Origin of the sequence: Pseudomonas sp. SC11 (assembly GCF_047039205.1) — a bacterium.
Lineage (GTDB): Bacteria > Pseudomonadota > Gammaproteobacteria > Pseudomonadales > Pseudomonadaceae > Aquipseudomonas > Aquipseudomonas boreofloridensis.
Window position 1 is genome coordinate 2,664,417 of the sequence record NZ_CP178183.1, and the last position, 15,197, is coordinate 2,679,613.

10 protein-coding genes and 2 pseudogenes are annotated in these 15,197 nt (G+C 61.8%); 8 read left to right on the forward strand and 4 right to left on the reverse strand.

Annotated features, from left to right (window positions below; translation table 11 throughout):
- Positions 1 to 36: 36 nt before the first annotated feature.
- Positions 37 to 927 carry a phosphoenolpyruvate mutase gene (gene aepX / locus ACK2SD_RS11860; RefSeq protein ID WP_342651444.1) on the forward strand — a complete coding sequence of 297 codons (891 nt, stop codon included), beginning with the start codon at positions 37 to 39 and terminating at the stop codon, positions 925 to 927.
- A gap of 84 nt (positions 928 to 1,011) precedes the next feature.
- Here aepX and ACK2SD_RS11865 read toward each other — a convergent pair whose 3' ends face one another.
- The 4 genes and pseudogenes from ACK2SD_RS11865 to ACK2SD_RS11880 form a co-directional block, all read right to left on the reverse strand.
- Positions 1,012 to 1,647, reverse strand: a complete 636-nt coding sequence (locus ACK2SD_RS11865) for a hypothetical protein (protein WP_412462228.1) — start codon at positions 1,645 to 1,647, stop codon at positions 1,012 to 1,014.
- A gap of 452 nt (positions 1,648 to 2,099) precedes the next feature.
- Positions 2,100 to 2,441, reverse strand: a pseudogene (locus ACK2SD_RS11870) (transposase); the annotation flags it as partial.
- Positions 2,442 to 2,565: 124 nt separating this feature from the next.
- A pseudogene (locus tag ACK2SD_RS11875) lies at positions 2,566 to 3,297 on the reverse strand (class I SAM-dependent methyltransferase).
- A gap of 86 nt (positions 3,298 to 3,383) precedes the next feature.
- Positions 3,384 to 5,543 (reverse strand): TonB-dependent receptor family protein, encoded by a 2,160-nt coding sequence (locus tag ACK2SD_RS11880; protein WP_412462229.1) that lies wholly within the window; start codon positions 5,541 to 5,543, stop codon positions 3,384 to 3,386.
- Between the two features lie 520 nt (positions 5,544 to 6,063).
- On the opposite strand from ACK2SD_RS11880, the gene ACK2SD_RS11885 reads away from it, so the two are divergent.
- The 7 genes from ACK2SD_RS11885 to ACK2SD_RS11915 all read left to right on the forward strand — a co-directional run bounded on the left by ACK2SD_RS11885 (position 6,064) and on the right by ACK2SD_RS11915 (position 15,186).
- The gene (locus ACK2SD_RS11885; RefSeq protein ID WP_304484190.1) at positions 6,064 to 7,767 is read left to right on the forward strand and encodes an ABC transporter substrate-binding protein; all 1,704 of its coding nucleotides are present in this window, start codon (positions 6,064 to 6,066) and stop codon (positions 7,765 to 7,767) included.
- A complete protein-coding gene (locus tag ACK2SD_RS11890; RefSeq protein WP_116888338.1) occupies positions 7,764 to 8,696 on the forward strand; it encodes an ABC transporter permease in 933 nt (310 codons plus the stop codon). The genes ACK2SD_RS11885 and ACK2SD_RS11890 overlap by 4 nt, the downstream gene beginning before the upstream one ends.
- Positions 8,697 to 8,736: 40 nt before the next feature.
- On the forward strand, positions 8,737 to 10,011 hold the full coding sequence (locus ACK2SD_RS11895) for an acyl-CoA dehydrogenase family protein (RefSeq protein ID WP_116888337.1): 1,275 nt from the start codon (positions 8,737 to 8,739) through the stop codon (positions 10,009 to 10,011).
- Entirely contained in the window at positions 10,008 to 11,360 is a 1,353-nt protein-coding gene (locus ACK2SD_RS11900; RefSeq protein WP_412462230.1) for an LLM class flavin-dependent oxidoreductase, read from the forward strand. The genes ACK2SD_RS11895 and ACK2SD_RS11900 overlap by 4 nt, the downstream gene beginning before the upstream one ends.
- Before the next feature lie 37 nt (positions 11,361 to 11,397).
- Positions 11,398 to 12,450: an NADP(H)-dependent aldo-keto reductase gene (locus ACK2SD_RS11905; RefSeq protein WP_116888335.1), complete on the forward strand. Its 1,053-nt coding sequence runs from the start codon at positions 11,398 to 11,400 to the stop codon at positions 12,448 to 12,450.
- Between the two features lie 187 nt (positions 12,451 to 12,637).
- Entirely contained in the window at positions 12,638 to 13,525 is an 888-nt protein-coding gene (locus ACK2SD_RS11910; RefSeq protein WP_412462231.1) for an ABC transporter permease, read from the forward strand.
- Positions 13,522 to 15,186: a dipeptide ABC transporter ATP-binding protein gene (locus ACK2SD_RS11915; protein WP_412462232.1), complete on the forward strand. Its 1,665-nt coding sequence runs from the start codon at positions 13,522 to 13,524 to the stop codon at positions 15,184 to 15,186. Before ACK2SD_RS11910 ends, ACK2SD_RS11915 begins: the two co-directional genes overlap by 4 nt.
- Positions 15,187 to 15,197 lie beyond the last annotated feature (11 nt).

Here is a 15,197-nt window from a genome sequence, read left to right on the forward strand (position 1 = left end):
CCGGTGTTCCCCAACCACAAGAGGCGTGTGAATCCCATGCAGGAAGCTGATAATCGCCGAACCCTCCTGAGCCAGCTGCTGCGCCGCAAGCGCTGCCTTCGTGTGCTCGAGGCCCACAGCCCCATTTCCGCCTTGCTGGCAGAACAATCCAGGCTGGAGCAGGGCAGCGGACCGAGTCTGGTCTACGACGCCATCTGGTCGAGTTCCCTCACCGACTCGACCCACAAAGGCCTGCCGGACATCGAGATCCTCTCGCCGAGCAACCGCTTGCACGGCATCCGCGAAATTTTCGATGTGTGCTCGCTGCCGATGATTTTCGACGGCGATACCGGGGGCAAGGCCGAGCATTTCGCCATCCACGTGAAGATGCTGGATCGGGCCGGGGTATCGGCGGTGGTGATCGAGGACAAGTGCGGATTGAAGAAGAACTCGCTGTTCGGCAACGCGGTGAGCCAGTCGCAGGACTCCATCGACGAGTTCTGCGAAAAGATCCGCGTAGGCTGCGCCAATCGCAGCCACGAGGATCTACTGATCATCGCCCGTTGTGAAAGTCTGATCCTCGACAAGGGCATGGACGACGCCATCGAGCGCAGCCTCGCCTATGTCGCGGCCGGCGCCGACGGCATCATGATTCACAGCCGCAAGCAGGACGGCCTGGAGGTCCTCGAGTTCGCCCGACTGTTCCGCCGCCAGTGCCCACGAGTACCGCTGATTTGTGTGCCCACCAGCTACGCGCACTTGAGCTTCGACCAACTGGAGGAGGCTGGCTTCAACGCGGTGATCTACGCCAACCACATGCTGCGCAGTGCCTACATGGCCATGCGTGATGTGGCGGCAGGGATTCTCGAACATGGGCGGACGCTGGAAGTGGAACCGCGGTGCCTGGGGATCGACGAGATTCTTGATTTGGTGCCGGGGACGCGTTAGGTCGTGTGGGCGTAGTGATGTTGCAGGAAGTGGGGAAGGGCGACGCCCCCTATAGGGGGGCGTCGCAGCCTGCACTGACGCCCGTTACTCGCGGAACAGCCGCTCGTGAATCCAGCCATTGTTCGTCAATACGAAGGCGCGCTTTTCGCGGATGGGTTTTTCCTGGCTGGCAACCATGCGTTTGACGTCGCTATTGACGTCCATCAACGCCGGGGTGGAGGCCCACTTGGGCAGATCGTCGACCTTGTAGGTGTAGGTCACCTCAGAAATCCGGTGGCCCATCATGTCCCCAGGCTCGCTGAACTGCTCAATCTTGTCGACCTTTGCGCGGCCGATGCACAGGCCTGGGATGACGGTGCCATCAGGCTTCGTACGCGCGTCATCTTTGAGGTACTTGCGGCCTTCGTCAGTGAGTTCGTACCGATATTTGATTTCGGTACGGGCTTTCTGAAAGATGTTTTCGGGATAGTCTTTGCGAGACGTCTCCACGGCTGTCAGCACGCCGACCTCGGCCAAGGCATTCAAGGTCTTGTTAGTGCCGTAGACGTCGAACTCCTGGGTGTTCATCGGGAACGTCGATGTGACCAGGCACTCTGGATAGGCCTTGTCGAGCCAGGCCTGCGCGGCTTTTTCGAAGTTTTCTTCGGAGGCTTTCTTGGGGTCCGAGCAGCCGACGAGTGCGGTGGTGAGGATGGCTAAAGGGAGTAGCATGGTGCGCATTGCGGAGCGTCCTTGTCAGTTGGGGTGGACCGGCATCCTGCCAGTGACTGGAATACCGGATGCGGGGTTGGAGAGATTTGGGCGGTGATGGTTCCGTGGGGACGGGAAAGATCTGGTTCTAGGCACAGTTGAGCGGAAACTTGTTTACTTCGTGCCGCCGCGCTTGGTTGACGCTGGTAGATAACTAAACTAAATGAATATTTAGTGTAGTTATTCAATTTTTCTCATTTTATAGGGGTAGGGTAGCTCAGGACTTATGGAGAGTTTTGATGCAGCAGCCCCTTACGCCTTTGATGATCGAAAGCACTTACTGCTATTTATTGGGAGGCCGCCAAATATTTACTAACCAGGCACGACATGAGGGCTGTCGCCTAGGAAAATGCCGCAATTGGAGAGTGTCAGATTTTTTGTGTGCGGGCCGATAACGGCCTGCCGTCAGGCTGGCCATGCTTTTACCAGGTCGGCCTGATAAATCGATCTCCGTACAGCATCGCGAATTGATTCATCGCATTTTTCCAGTCATGGGCCGCTGAGCCCCAGTTTGCCGTGATGTTCCGCAGCCCCAGCCAGATCAGCTTGGTGGCGGCCTCATCCGTTGGGAAGTGACCACGCGTTTTGATGATCTTGCGTAGCTGGGCGTTGATGCTTTCGATCGCATTGGTCGTATAGATCACTTTTCGAATGCCTGACGGGAAGACAAAGAATGGAATCACTCGATCCCAGGCTCTTCTCCATGCCGCAACTACCGTTGGGTACTGTTTGCCCCAAGGGCCGTTTTCAAACGCATCCAGTGCGTTGGCCAACTGTTCGCCCAAGGTGCTTTTGCCTGCCGCGCTGGTGCCCACGACGAGGATGCGCGAGTGTTGATGCAAAGAAGGATTCATGGTGTGTCTGTTCAGTGAGGTCAGTAAAAGAGCGTCAGCCGCGGCCGGCGGCGACGATCAGCATCATCGGTCGGTGGACTTCATCGACCAGGGCCGGATGCGCGGTCAGGTCTTGTGGTGAGGGGCCCCACTCGTTGAGGTGGTCAAGACGAAAGCCGCTGGCGATCAGCAGGTTGACCAGTGTTCCAAGGGTGCGGTGCTGTTTGATCACGCCATCGGCGAGCCAGTTCGTCTCGCGTGGACCTTCCACCTGATAGTGATCCACCGGCCAGTGCCTACGGCCTTCGCCGTCGACGATCCAGTCCGGGTGCAGCGACGCCATGTAGATCGGGTGCTCGAGGGTGAACACCAGTTTGCCGCCCGGTCGCAGCGCGTCGTGAATGCGCTGCAACAAACCGCTGAGGTCGCTCACGTAATGCAGCGCTAACGAGCTGTAGGCAAGCGTGAACGCTGCCGTGGGCAATGCCACGTTCTCCAGGTCGCCACGTCGATAGTCGATGCGCGCGTCGGCATTGATCGAGGCCGCGCGGGCAAGCATCTTTTCCGAGACGTCCAGCGCCAGTACGCTATCGGCGCCTTGCTCGATGGCTCAGCGGCTGAACCAGCCGTAGCCACAGCCCAGGTCCAGCACCGTTTGCCCTGAGAAGTCGGGCAGCAGCGCACGCACGCTTGGCCACTCCGGCGCACCCGCCAGGCCTTCGCGGGAGCGGGGTAACTGGCTGTAGCCGTCGAAGAAAGCCTGGGTGTCGTAAATGTTCTGGGTCATGGTGAATTCCTTGTAAGGCCAGGGCCTGAACGACAAACAGGGCCAACTGCCGAAAGCAGAGGCCCTGTCGTCAAACGTGCAGATCCTCAGTAGCGCATTTCCACCGCCACGTAAGCGCCGATGCCGTCACCCGGATACAACGACGCGGTGTCCTGACCGTTGGCGTTGTAGATCGGTTGCACAGCGGTCACGTACTTCTTGTTCGCCAGGTTTTTCAAGTCCAGCGAGACTTTCCAGTTTTTATTCGGCGTTTCGTAGCCCACGTTTGCACCGAATATGGTGTAGGACGGGGCGTAGAAGGTGTTGGCGTAGTCAACGGCCGTGCGTGAGGCCGATTGTACGTTCACGCCGGTGTAAAAGCCCGCCGGGTGCTGATACTGCAGCTCGCCCTGATAGATGTGTTTGGGAATGCCCGGCAACTGGTTGTCACCGAAAGTCGGGTCATGCCGGTAGTAGAAGTCGTTGTAGGTGTAAACCTGACGCCAGTTGATCTGCTCGCCGGACGCGTTCTCCCACAAGCGAGTGTTCAATCCGGCTTCGATGCCCTGGTGGATGGTCGGGGTCGCGTTGAATGCACCCGTCACTGCGGCGGTGGTCGCGGTCGGGGCAACGATCTGCACGTTGAGCAGTTCATCACGCACCCAAGAGCGATACAGCGCCAGGCTGCCATCGAAAATGCCTGAAGCGCCTTTCACGCCGATCTCGACGGTGTTGGCTTTTTGTTCCACCAACGGACGCACATACGGCGTGGTCGGGCCCGAGCCTGAGTATTCCCACGACGCTGGCGGGTCGATGGAGCGGCTGATGTTGGCAAAGACCTGCAACTGCGGGGTGAACTCGTAGCGCACACCGATTCGCGGCGCCAGGCTCCAATTGTCGTAAGTCACGTCGGTCGGGTAGGTGGTGGTGTTGGCTTGCAGCGCTTGTTTGACGTCGGCGTGACGGCGCACGTTGATCGCTGACAGGCCGCTGGTCAGCCACAGGTTGTCGACCAGTTCCAGGTCGTTTCCAAAGGAAAACACGTGGTCGAACGATGAGCCGTAATCGACGAACTTGCGCGTCTGCTTGTTGGCGAACGTGGAGTTGACTTCACCCTTGAGGTGTTCGGTGGAGGTGAATGCCAGGTTGGTCCGGCTTTCATGGCCAAACAGCTTGTCGGTGCGGTCGTAACCCAGAACGAACGACAGGTCATGCCAGTCCCAGTAGCTGGGGTTGGCCGGGCTGTTCGGGCTGTTGTTGTGGGCGTACTCGTAGTAGGAGGCGCCGAAGGTCAGCTTCGAGTCGTCGTCGAAGGTGTAGGTGGTCTTGCTGCCCACCCACACGCTGCCGGGACGACGGCTGCCCGCGCCGCTGGTGGCCGCCGTGGCGCTGGCATCCCGGGTGTGGTGTTTGACTGCGTCCAGCGTCGTAGCGCTCGGGTCGTTGTGGTACTCGTCGCGGTAGCGCAGCAGCAACTGGGTTTCCAGTTTGGGGCTGAACTTGTAGCCGAAGTTGGCCACGATGCCCTGGCTCTTCGACAGGCTGTAGTCCCGGTAACCGTCGTTGCGGTAGTTGTCGGCGTTGAGGTAGTAGTCGAAATTGCCTTCGACCCCACCAATGCTCACGCTTTGTTTCTGGTAGCCGTAGCTGCCCGCTTCGGCACGCAGGCGCAGGCCGGGGGCGGTGTAACCGGTCTGGTTGACGAAGTTGATCGCACCGCCCAAGGTCAGGGCGCCGTACTGAAACGCGTTGGCGCCGCGCAGGATTTCGGTGTAATTGACCCCGGAGGCGTTGAGAAACTCGTAGGGGGTGCCCCCCGGCCCGGTGATCGGCAAGCCGTCGAAGAGGAATTTGATCCCCTCGCGGAAATACCCTGGCGAGGTGTTGGCTCCCGAGCCGCGAATGGAAATCTTCGCCGCGTCGTTGCCGCCGGTGGACTGCACGAACACCCCCGGCTGGTAGGCCAGAGTGTCTTGCAGGGTAGCGGTTCGCCCCTTGGCGACCTGTTCGCTGTCCACCACGCTGGTGCCGCCGGGCACTTCGGCGAGTTGGCTTTTCGCCGCTTCCACCTCGGTGATCTTCTGCGCCTGCACGGTCACGGTGTTGAGCCTGGGCGTGGTGGTCTGCTGGGCATCACTGGCAGGCTGCGCAGTGTCGTCGGCGTACACACCGGGTGATAGCAGCAACGCCGATCCCAGTGTCAGCCAACTGGCCCTGCGAATGGCCAGTGATAATGTCTGTAACTCTCTCCGGAAAGCTGAATGCATCTAAGGTGTTCCTTATGAATAGATAAAAGAGTTTCAGCTTTCTATTCGTATAGTCATGCCTGTGAGGGGTTCAGCAGTTTCTATGCCAAGGTTTGTGCCGTGAGATTTCGTGTGTTTGAAGTACCTGTTCGGCTGTAAGACCTGCTGAGTGCCGCGCTTTGTTTTGAAGGGGTGTTTAAAACTCAACAGTTCAGGTGTTTTTAATGAAGTGTCGAAAAAGCAACAGAAGATAAACACTCTGTAAGTTGCGCAGCAGGGCGTTAATCGATTTGCTTCTATGCATAGAATCAGTCTGCAGGCCCTTTAGTAAAAGGGGCTTGGTGCGACCGACTTTTTAATCGCTTTGCCAATCGACGCGAACAAGCCTGGCGCCATTTGTTGTGCGGGCTAACAAGCGGGTGTGGGCAGTTGGCAATAATCTCCTTCTAACAAGTTGCCCGTGGCATGGCATGTTCCCTGCATAGCAAGTGAACTTATCGATGCTGGATGTCGATGAGCTTGTTTATTTAAGGAATGCACTTTGTCTGCTCTCTATAAACTGACCGCTGTGATGTCGTTATCGCTGGCCATCAGTGCGTGCTCGCCAGCAACCCCCCCGGTATCGGGGGCTGTCCATGCGGATGGCACACTGACTAATGGTGTGGTCACTTACCCGGCATCGGACTTTCATGAGCAATCACCGGGGCGTAGCGGCGGCACCCTTCGTGTGTCAGCGGCGTCGGACGCGGGCAGTTTCGACATTCACGCGTTGTCCAACGGCAACATGCAGTGGATGGGGCGCATTCTGTTCGACTGCCTGGTGGCGCAGGACGAGCAGGGCAACATTTCACCCTGGCTGGCAAAGTCGTGGGACATTTCCGACGACGGCAAGACCTACACCTTTCACCTGCGCGACGACGTGACCTTCAGCGACGGCGAAAAATTCAACGCCGCCGCGTTGCAGGTCAATCTTGACCATATGCGCGATCCAGCCACCAAATCGCCGCTGGCAGCCGCCTATATCGCGCCGTACACCGGAGGTCGGATCATTGACGAGTACACCTTCGAAGCACATTTGCGTGAACCATACACGCCGTTTCTGGACGTGCTGGCACAGTCCTGGTTGGGCATGATTTCGCCGAAGCAGATTCGCGAGGCACCGAAAAGCATTGCCGAGCACCCTGTCGGCAGCGGCCCGTTCACACTCTTGAGCTACACCCGCGATCAGGGTGCGGTGTTCGTCAAGCGCAAGGGCTACCACTGGGCACCGCCGGTGACTCGTCATCAGGGCGAGGCCTATCTGGACCGGATCGAGTTGAGCTACGTGCCCGAGGCCATGATTCGCTTCACGTCGCTGGAGTCCGGTCAATCGGACTTCGCACTGGACGCACCGCCGCAGAACGCCGCCGCGATTCGGGCCAACCCGGATCTGGTGTTGCGCAGTCGTATCCGCAAGGGCAACCCCAGCCGCAGCATGACCTTCAACGTCGAGCAGCCGCCGTTTGACGATGTGCTGATTCGACGCGCAGTGGCCAAGGCCATTGACCGTGAAGGGCTGGCGTGGATTTCCGGCTTCGGCGAATTCATCGCCAAGGCGGATTTTCTGGCCGCCAACACCCGTTTTTATCAGCCCAACAACGATGCCCTGGCATACGACGTCAACGCGGCCAACGCCTTGCTCGATCAGGCAGGCTGGACCGGGCGCGATGCCCAGGGCTACCGGACCAAAAACGGCCAGCGCTTGAAAGCCACTTTGCTGACCTACGACAACCCGGCCTTCCCGGCCAGCGTGTCGGTGGCCATTCAAGCGGACCTGAAAAAGGTCGGCTTCGACATGCCCATCGAAATGCTGCCGCTGACCCGCGTCACCGAGCGGCGCTATGCAGGCAAGTTTCAGGCGCTGGCGGCGGGTTACTGGCACACCAATACGCCAGACGGGCTCTTCGTGCTTTACCACAGTCAGTCCATCAGCACGGCCAAACTGATCGGGCAGAACGCGGGCAAATTCCGCGATGCCGAGCTGGACCGCGTGCTCAGTGCCGCACGCCAGTCCCGAGATCCCGTTGAGCTGCAGCACCTGTACAGCATCGCCCAGCAACGCCTGACTGAGACCGTACCGGCGGTGCCGTCGGTGGAAAGCCAGGTACTCGCCGCTTACCGACGCGATGTCAAAGGCGTGATCTTCGACACCTCGCATAACGTGCCGTACTTCACCAGCGTCTGGCTAGACCGGGGACAACCATGAGCCTGTTCAAACAAATTGGCCAGCGCCTGCTGGCGGGGCTTGGAGTGTTGTGGGGCGCGGCCACGCTGACGTTCCTGGCAGTCAGCCTCAGTGGTGGCGACACCGCGCTGGCGATTCTCGGCGGCCCGGAAGCGCTGCCAACGCCGGAATTGCTGGCACGGGTGCGCGCTGAATACGGTCTGGATCAGCCGCTGATTGTCCAGTACGGGCATTATCTCGGCCGCTTGTTGCAAGGGGATCTGGGCGAGTCCTATCGTTTGCGAATCCCGGTGGCTCAGGCCATCGGCGAGCAGATTGGCGCCACCGTGCAGCTGTCGATCAGTGCCGCGATCGTGGCGATCGTTCTGGCGCTGACCTGCGCGATTCTCACCGCCAATCGTGCGTCGTGGGTCCGTTCACTGGCCTCAGGCAGCGAACTGGTGATTTCGTCGTCGCCTTCGTTCGTGATCGGCATCGTGCTGTTGCTGGTGTTCTCCTTTCACTGGCACTGGCTGCCGCCTTCGGGTTCGGTGGGCTGGCGCTCGCTGATTCTGCCGACCGTCGCGTTGGCACTGCCCCTGGCAGCGGTCTTGACCCAACTGTTGCGCCAGTCGCTGGAAGACACCCTCGAACACTCCTTCATCGCCATGGCCCGTGCACGCGGGCTGTCCGAGACCGCCGTGCGTCTGCGCCATGCCTTGCGCCATGCGCTGGTGCCGCTGGTGACCCTGGCCGGGTTCATTTTCGCCAGTCTGCTGGGCGGCGCGGTGGTCATCGAGCTGCTGTTCGCCCGCCAGGGCCTGGGCCGCCTGATGCTCGACGCCACCAGCAACAAGGACGTGCCCATGGTGCTGGGGGTGACCCTGCTGGCCGCTGCGGTGTACGTGGTGGTGAACCTGGCCGTCGACCTGATCAACCGCTGGATCGACCCGCGAGGCGCTCACGAATGAGTCGCCGGGCGGGCGCAATGTCCCTGAACAAGGAAAAATCATGAGTGCTCCGACTGTCCCCGAAGTGACCTACGAAGACCTGCACCGGCGTTTCGCCGAGGTGTTCGCGCGAATCACCGACACCGCCGTGGCCCGCGAGCAAGAGCGCGAGCTGGCCTTTGAGGCCGTGCAATGGCTGCGCGATGCGGGGTTTGGCGCGTTGCGCGTCCCCCAGGCCCTTGGCGGGCTGGGCGCCAGCCTGCCGCAACTGTTCCGTCTGCTGATCGATCTGGGTGAAGCCGATTCGAATTTGCCGCAGATCGTGCGTGCGCATTTCGGTTTCGTGGAAGGGCGACTGTCCAGCCGCGATGAGGCGTCGCAGGACTACTGGCTGCCCAAGGTGGTGGCGGGCCAGTTGTGGGGAGCGGCCATGGCCGAGCGCACGGACACCACCCGTAACTCCGTGACCCTAGACCCGCTGGAACCGGGCAACGCCGATGCCGGCTGGACGCTCAATGGCGAAAAGTATTACTGCACCGGCACCCTGTACGCCGACTGGATCGCCGCCGTGGCACTGGACGGTGAGGATTTCGTCAGCCTGGCGGTGCCCACCGATGCCGACGGGGTGTCGGTGGAGGATGACTGGGACGGTTTCGGCCAGCGCCTGACCGGCAGCGGCACCACGCGTTTTTCAGCGGTGAAGGTGCCCCAGGAACACATCGTGCGGCGTTTCAAGAAGGACGAACTGCGCGCTGAATCCTACCTGAGTGCGTTCTACCAACTGTTCCATCTGGCGACTTTGGCGGGCATCGCCAACGCCGTGTTGCGCGATGCAACCACCTTCGTCAAAGCCCGTACGCGGGGGTTCGGCATTCCGGGGCAGTCCAGCCCTAAAGATGATCCGCTGGTGCAGCGCGTCATCGGGCGACTGTCGAGTCTGGCCTATGCCGCCCGCACGCAAGTGCTGGCGGTGGCGCAGGTGCTGCAGGAGGTGCATGAGGCGGAGCAGGGCGGGTATGCCCAGGAGTCGCATTACACCGAGGCGGAAATCCGCGCCTACCAGGCCCAGCAGATTGTGCTGGAACAGGTGCTGGAAGCCACCACGCTGCTGTTCGAAGTGGGCGGGGCATCCGCCACCAGCGTCACCCGGCGCTTCGACCGCCACTGGCGCAATGCCCGGACCCTGGCCTCGCACAACCCGGCGATCTACCGCGAGCGGGCGCTGGGTAACTACTACCTCAACGACATCACCCCCAACGCGGCGTGGCGCAGTCTGCAGGCAGCCGATGCCGAGAAGCAGGCCGCAGGCGCCCGTGACGAAGCGAGCGCAGCATGAGCACGAGCCAACACAGCAACCTGCGTGACGGGCAGATGAGCCTGGGCATGAACATCCTCGGTTTTGGCGCGCATTCCGGGGCCTGGCGGCAGGCTGAAGTCCACGCCAACGCCTATCTGGATGTGGACTATTACCGCAACATCGCGCGCATTTCCGAGCGGGGCTGTCTGGACGCGATTTTCCTCGCCGACGGCCCGGCGCTGGCAGGGGATGTATCGAAACACCCAGGTGGCCGGCTGGAACCCACCGTGCTGCTCACCGCTGTTGCGCTGGCGACGCAGCGCATCGGGGTGATTGCCACGGCATCCAGCACCTACAACGACCCCTTCAACATCGCCCGCCGGTTCGCCTCGTTGGATCACATCAGCGGTGGACGGGCTGCGTGGAACGTGGTGACCAACGCCGGTGACGCCGCCGCGCAGAACTTCGGTCTGGCCGGAGCACCGCTGCATGTTGACCGCTATGCCCGCGCCGACGAATTTCTCGACGTGGCCCTCAAGCTGTGGGACAGCTGGGAAGACGACGCCATCATCGGCGATGCCCGCAGTGGCCATTTCGCCGACCCGCGCAAGGTGCACAGCATCGATTTCGTCGGTCAGCACTTTTCGGTCAAGGGTCCGCTGAACGTGCCGCGCTCGCCCCAAGGGCGACCGGTGCTGGTTCAGGCGGGCTCTTCGGAAGGCGGCAAGGCACTGGGTTCACGCTACGCCGATGCGATCTTCACCACCCAGACCACGCTTGAGGACGGGCAGCAGTTCTATCGCGAAATGAAGGCGCGTGCAGCGGGATGGGGGCGCAACCCCGAGTACCTGAAGATCATGCCGGGGCTATCCACCGTGATCGGCAGCACCGAAGCCGAAGCCCATGCCCGCTTCGACGCGCTCAATGCCTGGCACGGTGAACATGGCCTGCTGGAACAAGTGGCAGGGCGCATTGGCATTCCAGCGAAAGAGCTAGACTCGGATGCGCCGCTGCCATGGGAACGCATCGGCGCAGTGGCGGAGTTTGAGCGCGGTTCGCAGGGTTTTCTCGAAGCCCAGCTGAACCTCGCTCGCCGGGAAAACCTGAGCATTCGTCAGTTGTCGCGGCGCATTCTGGTTGGCCACCGTCTGCTGGTCGGCACGCCCGAGCAAGTGGCCGACACCTTGAGCCACTGGTACCTGGCTCATGCCGCCGACGGCTTCAACATCATGCCGGACATGTTCCCGTCCGGCGTCGAGATCTTCGTTGACGAGGTGGTGCCGTTGCTGCAGCGGCGCGGCCTGTTCCGCCATGAGTACACCGGCAGCACGCTGCGCGAACACCTGGGGCTGCCATTCCCGACCAATCAATACGCGCTGCGGGCTTGAGCCACGGCGTTCATTTTTGCCACTGCAAGGAATCACCATGCGTTATCGCCAATTGGGCAACACCGACATCAAGGTCAGCGTGCTGGGTCTGGGCACCATGACCTGGGGCCACCAGAACAGCGAAAGCGATGCTCATCAGCAAATTGACCTGGCGCTGGCCGAAGGCGTCAACCTGATCGACACCGCCGAGATGTACCCCACACCCACCAAGGCCGAGACATGGCGCACCACTGAGCGCTACATCGGCACCTGGCTGGCCGCCAGCGGACGCCGCGCCGACGTGGTGCTGGCAAGCAAAGTCGTGGGGCCAGCGCGGGATGCCAACAGCCAGCGGCACATCCGCGACGGGTTGAGCCGCCACGACCGGCGCAACATCGTCGAAGCACTGGACGGCAGCCTCAAGCGCCTGCAAACGGATTATCTGGACCTTTACCAACTGCACTGGCCAGACCGCACCACCAATATTTTTGGCCAGCGCGAGTACCCGTATCAGGACGACACCGGCAGCGTAGCCATCGAGGAGACCCTGTCGGTGCTGGCCGATCAGGTCAAGGCAGGCAAGGTTCGCCACATTGGCGTGTCCAATGAAACGCCGTGGGGTGTCGCGGAATTTCTCAAGCAGAGCGAACGCCTGGGGTTGCCGCGCATTGTCAGCATTCAGAATCCGTACAGCCTGCTCAACCGGCTGTACGAGGGCGGGCTGTCGGAATTCAGCCACCGCGAAGGCGTGGGCCTGCTGGCCTATTCGCCACTGGCGTTCGGCGCGCTGACCGGCAAATACCTCAATGGCGCCCGCCCGGAAGGGTCGCGGCTGTCGGCGGTGTATCGCACCTTCAATCGCTACGATAGCCCCTCGGCTCAGGAGGCCATTGCCGGTTACGTCGAAATCGCACGCCAGCACGGTCTGACCCCGGCGCAGTTGGCGTTGGCGTACCTCATCGACAAACCCTTCGTCACCAGCGCTCTGACCGGGCAAACCACGCTGGCGCAACTGCGGGACAACCTCAGCGCGCTGAACGTCGAACTTAGCGAAGACATCAAGGCGCAGGTTCAGGCTGTTCATCAGCGTGTTCCCAACCCGGCGCCTTAGACACCCATCCGGTGGGCGCCATGGATTCATGACCGACACACCCCCTGTAGCAGCACGGCTTGCCGGCGGTGGCGGTTGTGAAATGGCTACCGTCGGCAAGCCGGACTGCTACAGGCGTTGGCGCCCTCAAGACCGCCTCCGCCGGCAAGCCGTGCTGCTACAGAGGTGTATGGAGAGGACGACACAAATGTCTCAAACCGTTGAAACCGTGATCACCGGTCCGGCCATCGGCACCGGTGGCACCCGTCCGCTGAGGCTCGGCAATTGGGCGCACGTGCGACCCGGCTTGTGGCTCGCAGGGTTGTTCGTGCTGATGCTGCTGCTGGCTGCCGCCGTGCCGCATTGGCTGGCGCCATTCGACCCGCTGGACGCCACGGCGCGACAGGCGTTTCAACCGCCGAACACGCTGCATTGGCTGGGCACCGACGAGAACGGGCGGGACGTGCTGAGCCGCTTGATCTTCGGCGTGCGCTCTTCGTTGTTCATGGGCCTGGCCGCAATGGCGCTGGGCCTGGCCTGGGGCACGCTGGTGGGGCTGCTGTCCGGGCTAGGCCCGCGCTGGCTGGACGCCTCCCTGATGCGCGGAATCGATGTGCTGCTGGCGTTCCCGGACCTGTTGCTGGCGCTGGTGATCATCACCTTCTTCGGCCAGGGCACCGCCAACCTGATTCTCGCAGTGGGCATCGCTGGGGTTCCACGCTACGCCCGGCTGGTGCGTGCCCAGACCCTCAACGTGCGCCAGGCCGGTTACGTCGAAGCCGCCGTGACCCTCGGTCAGCCGCAATGGGGCGTGGTGCTGCGACACATCTTGCCCAATGCCATCAAACCGGTGCTGATCCTCGCCACCATCGGTATCGGCGGCACCATCACCGCAGGCGCCGCGTTGAGCTTTCTTGGCTTTGGCGCGCCACCACCGGCGCCAGAGTGGGGCGGGATGATGGCCATCGGTCGCAGTTTTCTGGCCAACGCGCCCTGGCTGGTGGCCTGGCCTGCGCTGATCATCACCCTGACTGTCGTTTCCATCAGTGCCATTGGCCGTGAATTGCTGCGTCGCAGCGAAGGAAAACCGCTATGAATACGAATGTTCATGCCCTTGGGCCTTTGGTCGATATCCGTGACTTGAGCGTACGCTTCGGCCATGCCCAACCGGTGCTGCATGGCGTGAGCCTGCGCATCGAACACGGCGAATGCCTGGCGATCGTCGGCGAGTCCGGTTCAGGCAAGAGCGTTACCGCACGCACCCTGGCCGGTCTGGCGGGCAAAGGTGCGCAGATCGACGCCGCGAAACTGGCGTTTCAGGGCATCGATCTGCGCTCATTGAACGAGCGCTCGTGGCAGCGTCTGCGCGGGGCCAGCATCGGTTTTGTCATGCAGGACGCCTTGGGCGCGTTGGACCCCTTGCGTCGGGTCGGCTCGGAAGTCGAAGAGCCGCTGCATCTGCATACTCGGCTCGGCGCAGAAGCCCGCCGCTTACGGGTGCTGGAGCTGCTGCGTGCAGTCGGCATTCCCGAGCCTGAACTGCGTGCCAGCCAGTATCCGTGGCAATTGTCCGGGGGGCTGCGTCAGCGGGCGCTGATTGCCTCGGCGATTGCTTGCAACCCGCAATTGATCATCGCGGACGAACCGACCACCGCCCTCGACGCCACCGTGCAGGCGCAAGTGATCGCGCTGCTGGAAAGCCTGCGCGGAGAAAACAATGCGCTGTTGATGGTCAGCCATGACCTGTCAGTGGTGTCGCGGCTCGCTGACCGGGTGGCGGTGATGCGTCACGGGGTGATCGTCGAGCAAGGCAGCACCGAGCAAATCCTCCACGACCCGCGCCATGCCTATACCCAATCGCTGCTCCGGGCAGCCCGTGCCGTGCACTTTCAGCCGACGCACAGCCCATTGACGCTGGTCGAAACACCGACAGCCGTGCCGCCGGAGGGCGACGTGCTGCTGGAAGCCCGCGATCTGACTAAATCTTTCATCGGCCCGGACGGCCATCGTCGCACGGTGCTCAAACAGGCGTCACTGCACCTGCGCCGTGGCGAAACACTGGGCGTCGTGGGTGAATCAGGTTCAGGCAAGACCACCTTGACGCGTCTGATCCTGGGCCTGGAAACCGCCGACAGCGGCGAGGTGTGGATTGCCGGACAACAATGGTCCGCGCTGGACGCCGCACAGAAACGTCAGGCCCGGCGTGCCGTACAGGTGGTGTTTCAAGACCCGCAGAATTCCTTCGATCCGCGTTATACCGTGCAGCGGGTGCTGTTCGAAGCACTGTCCGTGGCAGGCTTGCCGCGTCAGGCCTGGCGAGACCGGGCGCTGCAACTGCTGGAGCTGGTCCGGCTGACGCCATCGGTGTTGTCCCGTCGGCCCATCGAGTTGTCGGGCGGTCAGCGCCAACGCATCGCCATCGCCCGGGCGCTGGCGTCCGAACCGCAGATCCTGATTTGCGACGAACCGGTCTCCGCACTGGACGTGTCCGTGCAGGCGCAGATTCTCGAACTGCTGGACGACCTCAAGCGGCGTCTGGGATTGGCCTGTCTGTTCATCTCCCACGACCTGGGTGTCATCAACCATGTCAGCGAGCGGGTGCTGGTGATGAAGGACGGCGAGGTGGTGGAGTCCGGCCCGGTGCGCGCGGTATTTGACCGACCGGTCCACGCGTACACCCGGTCGTTGATTGCCGCCATCCCGACCCTCGACGCGGAATACCCGCCGAGCGAGTTCTACCTGCAGATCGCCATTTAAGGAGCGGCCAT